This is a genomic window from Rubrimonas sp. (assembly GCF_036788415.1).
Taxonomy (GTDB): Bacteria; Pseudomonadota; Alphaproteobacteria; order Rhodobacterales; family Rhodobacteraceae; genus Rubrimonas.
In genome coordinates, this window is sequence record NZ_DAIQNN010000058.1 from 15321 (window position 1) to 21119 (window position 5799).

The 5799-nt window shown below is 73.2% G+C and carries 4 protein-coding genes; all 4 read left to right on the top strand.

Features of this window, described 5'->3' with window-relative positions:
- The first annotated feature begins 191 nt into the window (after nt 1–191).
- Nucleotides 192–1193 (top strand): magnesium chelatase ATPase subunit I, encoded by a 1002-nt coding sequence (gene bchI / locus V7Q31_RS12860; protein WP_333834266.1) that lies wholly within the window; start codon nt 192–194, stop codon nt 1191–1193.
- 16 nt (nt 1194–1209) lie between these two features.
- Nucleotides 1210–3009 carry a magnesium chelatase subunit D gene (locus V7Q31_RS12865; RefSeq protein WP_333834267.1) on the top strand — a complete coding sequence of 600 codons (1800 nt, stop codon included), beginning with the start codon at nt 1210–1212 and terminating at the stop codon, nt 3007–3009.
- A 155-nt stretch (nt 3010–3164) separates the two neighbouring features.
- Entirely contained in the window at nt 3165–5090 is a 1926-nt protein-coding gene (gene dnaK, locus V7Q31_RS12870) for a molecular chaperone DnaK (RefSeq protein ID WP_333834268.1), read from the top strand.
- A 164-nt stretch (nt 5091–5254) separates the two neighbouring features.
- The coding region (locus tag V7Q31_RS12875; RefSeq protein WP_333834269.1) for a DnaJ domain-containing protein at nt 5255–5799 on the top strand (545 nt) is incomplete at its 3' end.

Sequence of the window (5799 nt, forward strand, 5' to 3'; positions counted from 1 at the left end):
TCCGTCGGACTTCCGTCGGACTTCCGTCGGACTTCCGTCGGACTTCCGTCGGACATCCGTCGGCCCCGCGTCGGCGCGGCGACTGGACATGCGCTCGCCCAGCCGCGAGAGTGCGCGCCGCACGCCAGACCTCCGGTCGGACCGTCCGGCCCGGAGCCAACCGTCCGACCACCCGGCGAGGACCACGCACGATGACCGCCGTCTTCCCCTTCTCCGCCATCGTCGGCCAGACCGAGATGAAGCAGGCGCTGATCCTCGCGGCGATCGACCCCGCCATCGGCGGCGTGCTCGCCTTCGGCGACCGCGGCGCCGGCAAGTCCACCGCGGTGCGCGCGCTCGCCGCGCTGCTGCCGCCGATCATGGCGGTCGCGCATTGCCCCTACAATTGCGCGCCGGGCGCCTGCGCGCTCGGCTGCGGGCGGGCGGACGTGGCCGTCGAGACGCCGACCCCCGTGGTCGACCTGCCCCTCGGCGCCACCGAGGACCGCGTCGTCGGCGCGCTCGACCTCGAACGCGCGCTCACCAAGGGCGAGAAGGCGTTCGAGCCGGGGCTGCTGGCGCGGGCCCATCGCGGCTTCCTCTACATCGACGAGGTGAATCTGCTGGAGGACCACCTTGTGGACCTGCTGCTCGACGTCGCCGCCTCCGGCGAGAACGTGGTCGAGCGCGAGGGTCTCAGCGTGCGCCACCCGGCGCGCTTCGTGCTGGTGGGCTCGGGCAATCCCGAAGAGGGCGAACTGCGCCCGCAGCTGCTCGACCGGTTCGGCCTGTCGGTGGAAGTCTCGACGCCCAGGGAGCTGAAGGAGCGGATCGAGGTGGTGCGCCGCCGCGACGCCTTCGAGCGCGACCGCGTCGCCTTCCTGTCGGACTGGGCCGAGGCGGAGGCGGAGCTGCGCGCGCGCATCGTCGCCGCGCGCGGGCGGCTCGGCGGGGTGGAGGCCGGCGACGCTGCGCTCGAGAAGGCCGCGCGGCTGTGCATCGCGCTGGGGGCGGACGGGCTGCGCGGCGAGCTGACCATGTTGCGCGCCGCCCGCGCGCTCGCCGCCTTCGAGGGCGACAAGTCGGTGACCGACGCGCATCTGCGCGAAGTCGCCCCCGCCGCGCTGCGCCACCGCCTGCGCCGCGACCCGCTCGACGAGGCCGGCTCCACCGTCCGCGTCGCCCGCGCCGTCGACGAAATCCTCGCCGCCTGAGCGCAGGACGCCCCCGATGCAGATGCGCGCCCCGCCGCCGGAGCGAGAGGACCGCCCCGAGCCCGCCGATCTCGCCAGGGCGCTCTGGGCCGACGCGCTGACCGCCGCCGACCTGCTGGCGCTCGCGCCGGCGCTGCTCGGCGGCGCCCGCCTGCGCGCCCGCCCCGGCCCGGCGCGCGACGCATGGCTCGCCCGGCTGAAATCCGGCCTGCCCCCCGGCGCGCCGCTGCGCCGCATCCCCGCCCACGCCACCGAGGAGCGGCTGCTCGGCGGGCTCGACCTCGCCGCGACGCTGGCCGCAGGTCGGCCCGTCGCGCGGTCGGGGCTGCTGGCGGAAGCCGATGGCGGGGTCGCGGTGCTGGCGATGGCCGAGCGCGCCGCGCCCAACGTCGCCGCCCATCTCGGCCAGGCGCTCGACCGCGGCGAAATCAGCGTCGAGCGCGACGGGACGGGCGGGCGCGCCCGCGCCCGGATCGCGGTGGTCGCGCTCGACGAAGGCATCGCCGAGGAGGAGGAGGCCGCGCCCGCCGCTTTGTGCGAGCGCCTCGCCTTCGATCTGTCTCTCGACCTGCTGCGCCCCGCGAAAGGCGATGGGGACGGCCCCGATCTGGAGGCCGCCCGCGCACGCCTGCCCGCAATCTCCGCCGCGCCCGACCTCGTCGCGGCGCTGTGCCGGGCGGCGGACGCGCTCGGCGTCGAGAGCCCGCGCGCCGCGATCTTCGCCCTGCGCACAGCCCGCGCCGCCGCCGCGCTCGCAGGCCGCGCCGAGATCGACGCGGAGGACGCCGCGCTGGCCGTCCGCCTCACGCTCGCCCCCCGCGCCACCCGCATCCCCGCAGCGCCGGAGGACGAGGCCGAGCCGCCCGAGCAGCCCCCCGATCAACCGCCCCCGCCCGAGGACGCCCCCTCCGACCCCGAGCGCGACGACGCCCCCGACCCCGGGACGCTCGCCGAGATGCTGGTCGAGGCCGCCCGCGCCCGCCTGCCCGCAGGGCTTCTCGCCGCCGCCGCCGCGCGCGAGATGCGCCGCGCGCAGGCCCCCGCGGGGGGAACCGCCGGCGCGATGCGCAAGGCGCCGACGCGCGGGCGCCCCATCGGCGCCCGGCCCGGCCGCCCCGAAGGCGGCGCGCGGCTCGATCTGATCGAGACGCTGCGCGCCGCCGCGCCCTGGCAGCCGCTGCGCCGGCGCGAAAACGGCGAGGCGCAGGCGGGCGTGCTGGTGCGCCGCGAGGATTTCCGCATCCGCCGTTTCAAGAAGCCCGCCGAGACCGCGACCATCTTCGCGGTCGACGCGTCGGGCTCTTCCGCCGCCCAGCGGCTCGCCGAAGCGAAGGGCGCGGTCGAGCTGCTGCTGGCGGAGTCATATGTCCGCCGCGACCGGGTGGCGCTGATCGCCTTCCGCGGCGCCGGCGCCGAGACGATCCTGCCGCCGACCCGTGCGCTCGCCCGCGCCAAACGGGCGCTGGCGGGCCTGCCGGGGGGCGGCGGCACGCCGCTCGCAGCGGGGCTCGATCTCGCGCTCGCCGAGGCGCTGCAGGCGCAGCGGCGGGGCTGGACGCCGACGCTGGCGCTGCTGACGGACGGGCGGGCGAACGTGGCGCGCGACGGCGCAGGCGGGCGGGCGCAGGCCGCCGCCGACGCGCTGGCCTCGGCGGCGGCGATCCGCGCCGCCGGGATCGCCGCCATCGTCATCGACAGCGCCCCAAGACCCGGCCCGCAGGCCGCCGAGATCGCGACCGCGATGGGCGCGCGCTATGTGCCGCTGCCGCGCGCCGACGCCGCGCGGCTGAGCGGAGCCGTGAAAGGCGCTGGCTGAGCGCGTTCGCCGCGCCGGCGCCCGCCTTGCGGGGGAAAACCCGCCGCCATATATCCGCCCAAGCTTCGTAGGGCCTTCTTCGGAGGCCCAGGGATGGAAGGGCGGGGGCCGCGCTGCGGATCCGCCCTCGCAATCGCCGGAAAGGAAGGGCGCTCATGTCCAAAGTCATCGGAATCGACCTCGGAACCACCAACTCCTGCGTCGCCATCATGGACGGCGCGCAGCCCCGCGTGATCGAGAACGCGGAGGGCGCGCGCACCACCCCCTCGATGGTCGCCTTCACCGAAAGCGGCGAGCGGCTGGTCGGCCAGCCCGCCAAGCGGCAGGCCGTCACCAACCCCGAGAACACGCTCTTCGCCGTCAAGCGCCTGATCGGCCGGCGCTATTCCGACCCGACCGTCGAGAAGGACAAGGGCATGGTGCCCTACGCCATCGTCGAGGGCGGCAATGGCGACGCCTGGGTGAAGGCGCGCGGCGACAAGTATTCGCCGTCGCAGATCTCCGCCTTCATCCTGCAGAAGATGAAGGAAACCGCCGAGACCTTCCTCGGCGAGACGGTGACCAAGGCCGTCATCACCGTGCCCGCCTATTTCAACGACGCCCAGCGCCAGGCGACCAAGGACGCGGGCAAGATCGCCGGGCTCGAAGTGCTGCGCATCATCAACGAGCCGACGGCGGCCGCGCTCGCCTACGGGCTCGACAAGGACAAGGCCAAGACCATCGCCGTCTACGACCTCGGCGGCGGCACCTTCGACATCTCGGTGCTGGAGATCGACGACGGGCTGTTCGAGGTGAAGTCCACCAATGGCGACACCTTCCTCGGCGGCGAGGATTTCGACCTGCGGCTGGTCGATCATCTGGCCGACGAGTTCAAGAAGGAGCACGGCATCGACCTGAAGAGGGACAAGCTGGCGCTGCAGCGGCTTAAGGAGGCCGCCGAGAAGGCGAAGATCGAGCTGTCCTCGGCGACGCAGACCGAGATCAACCTGCCCTACATCACCGCCGACGCGACGGGCCCCAAGCACATCGCGATGAAGCTGACCCGCGCCGCGCTGGAGAAGCTCGTCGCCGATCTCGTCGAGCGCACGCTCGATCCCTGCCGCAAGGCGCTCAAGGACGCCGGCGTCAGCGCGGCGGACATCGACGAGGTCGTGCTGGTCGGCGGCATGACGCGCATGCCGAAAGTCATCGAGACGGTGAAGGCGTTCTTCGGCAAGGAGCCGCACAAGGGCGTCAACCCCGACGAAGTCGTGGCGCTCGGCGCCGCGATCCAGGGCGGCGTGCTGCAGGGCGACGTCAAGGACGTGGTGCTGCTCGACGTGACGCCGCTGTCGCTCGGCATCGAGACGCTGGGCGGCGTGTTCACCCGGCTGATCGACCGCAACACCACCATCCCGACCAAGAAGTCCCAGGTCTTCTCGACCGCCGAGGACAACCAGTCGGCGGTGACGATCCGGGTGTTCCAGGGCGAGCGCGAGATGGCGGCCGACAACAAGATGCTCGGCCAGTTCAACCTCGAGAGCATCCCGCCCGCGCCGCGCGGCGTGCCGCAGATCGAGGTGACCTTCGACATCGACGCGAACGGCATCGTCAGCGTCTCCGCCAAGGACAAGGGCACCAATCGCGAGCAGAAGATCACCATCCAGGCCTCGGGCGGGCTGTCGGACGCCGACATCGAGAAGATGGTCAAGGAAGCCGAGGCCAACGCCGAGGCCGACAAGGCGCGCCGCGCCCTGGTCGAGGCGCGGAACAACGCCGAAAGCCTGATCCACGCCACCGACAAGTCGCTCAAGGAGCATGGCGACAAGGTCGGGGCCGAGGTCAAGGCCGCCATCGAGGCGGCGCGCGACGAGCTGCAGAAGGCGCTCGAAGGCGAGGATGCGGACGCGATCAAGGAGAAGCATCAGGCGCTGATGGAGGCGTCGATGAAGCTCGGCGAGGCGATCTACAAGGCCGAAGCGGAAGCCGCGCAAGCCGCCCAGCCCGAGGCCGGGGCGGAGAACAAGGAGACGGGGCAGAAGGAGGACGACGTGGTCGACGCCGACTTCACCGAAGTCCGCGACGACGACCGCCGGGCCTGACCGACCATCCGACAGACGGGGCCGCGCGCGGCCCCTCGCCGGCTCGGGCGCGCGTCTGCAGGCGCGCGCCCTTCTCGTCCTGACGATCTGGCGTCGCGCGCGTTCGGAACTTATATCGAGCGATCGAAGCGGGCCGGCGCTGCGGTCGCGGGGAAAGGGTGACGATGTCCAGACGCGATCTGTATCAGGTGCTTGGCGTCGCGAAGGGCGCAAGCGACGAGGACATCAAGAAGGCCTACCGCAAGCTGGCCAAAGAGCTTCACCCCGACCGAAACAGCGACGACAAGAGCCTCGAGGCGAAGTTCAAGGAAGTCAACGCCGCCTACGAGGTCCTGCGCGACCCGCAGAAGCGCGCCGCCTACGACCAGTTCGGGCACGCCGCCTTCGAGGGCGGCATGGGCGGCGGACCGCGCCCCGGCGCGGGCCCGGGCGGGGCTGATTTCGCCTCCGCCTTCTCCGACGTGTTCGACGACCTGTTCGGCGATTTCGTCGGCGGGCGCCGCGGCGGGCCGGGGAACGGCCAGCGGCGCTCGCGCGGGTCGGACCTGCGCTACAATCTCGGCATCACGCTGGAGGAGGCGTTCGCCGGGAAACAGACGACGATCACCATTCCCGGCTCGACGACCTGCGCGGCCTGCGAGGGCACGGGCTCGGAGGGCGCCGCCCAGCCGCAGACCTGCCCGACCTGTCAGGGCATGGGCAAGGTGCG

Coding starts and splice junctions, on each gene's coding strand:
- dnaK (WP_333834268.1), top strand. CDS start 3,165: ATGTCCAAAGTCATCGGAATCGACCTCGGAACCACCAACTCCTGCGTC.
- V7Q31_RS12865 (WP_333834267.1), top strand. CDS start 1,210: ATGCAGATGCGCGCCCCGCCGCCGGAGCGAGAGGACCGCCCCGAGCCC.
- bchI (WP_333834266.1), top strand. CDS start 192: ATGACCGCCGTCTTCCCCTTCTCCGCCATCGTCGGCCAGACCGAGATG.